The following is a 1,098-nucleotide window of genomic DNA, read 5'->3' as shown; positions in this document are numbered from 1 at the left end:
ACCGCACTCGCCACCACCCACACCCACGGCCACACCCCCACCCCACCCACCACCACCCACACCCACCCCAACCTCCCCACCTACCCCTTCCAACGACGCCGCTACTGGTTGGAGGATCCGGCGAGGACAGCTGCGGCGGTGCTCGACGCACCGGTCGAACTCGCGGGTGAGGGCGGCCTGCTGTTCACCGGCCGGCTGTCGCTCGACACCCACCCCTGGCTCGCCGACCACGGCATCGACGGTGTGCCCCTGGTGCCGGGCAGCCTCTTCGTCGACCTGGCCCTGCGGGCCGGGGAGCACGCGCAGAGCCCGGTCGTGGACGAGCTCACGCTGGAGGCCCCGCTCGCCCTGCCCACCACCGGCGCCGCGTCGCTCCAGCTCACCGTAGGGGTCCCTGCGGACGACGGCCGACGCCCGTTCGCGGTGCACGCCAGGTTCGGCGAGGACGCCGACTGGACCCGGCACGCCTCGGGCCTCCTCTCCGCGGAAAGCGGCCACACGCCCGTACCGGACACGACCTGGCCGCCCGCCGGGGCCGTCCGGACCGACGTGGACGAGGTGTACGACCGGCTCGCCGGGCTCGGCTACGGCTACGGCCCCGCGTTCCGCAACCTGCGCGCCGCCTGGCAGCTCGGCGACACCCTGTACGCCGAGGTCGGCGTCCCCGGGGAACCGGGCGGCGGAACGGACGAGTTCGCCCTGCACCCGGCGCTGCTGGACGCCGCGCTGCACCTCCTGCCGGTGCGCGAGGGCCTGGACGGCGTCCGGCTCCCGTTCTCCTGGAGCGGGGTCCGGCTGCACGCCACCGGCGCGACCGCGCTGCGCGTCCGGCTGGAGCCGCTGGCCGGCGAGACGGTGTCGCTGGTGCTGACCGATCCCGCAGGCGGGCTCGTCGCCGCCGTCGACGCCCTCGACCTGCGCCCGCTGCCGGCCGGTGCGCTCACCGCCGCGCCGCAGACCGGAACGGACCCGCTCTACGAGGTGGGCTGGACGGAGCTACGACCGTCCGGTGGGGGTTCGGGTCACTCCGACACCCCGGAACCGGTGATCGTCCACCTCGACACCGACACCACCCCCGAGGACACCGCACTCCACGCC

Annotated in this window: 1 protein-coding gene; it reads left to right on the top strand. The window is 75.1% G+C overall.

All coding sequences use genetic code 11. The features are described from left to right. Positions 1-1,098: polyketide synthase dehydratase domain-containing protein (locus tag ACFV4G_RS43555; RefSeq protein ID WP_380449223.1), on the top strand; the 1,098-nt coding region annotated here is incomplete at both ends.

It is taken from the genome of Kitasatospora sp. NPDC059747 (assembly GCF_042732955.1).
Classification (GTDB): Bacteria; Actinomycetota; Actinomycetes; order Streptomycetales; family Streptomycetaceae; genus Kitasatospora.
The sequence above is the reverse complement of the archived record's forward strand: the minus strand, read 5'-3'. Positions and strand labels throughout refer to the sequence as shown.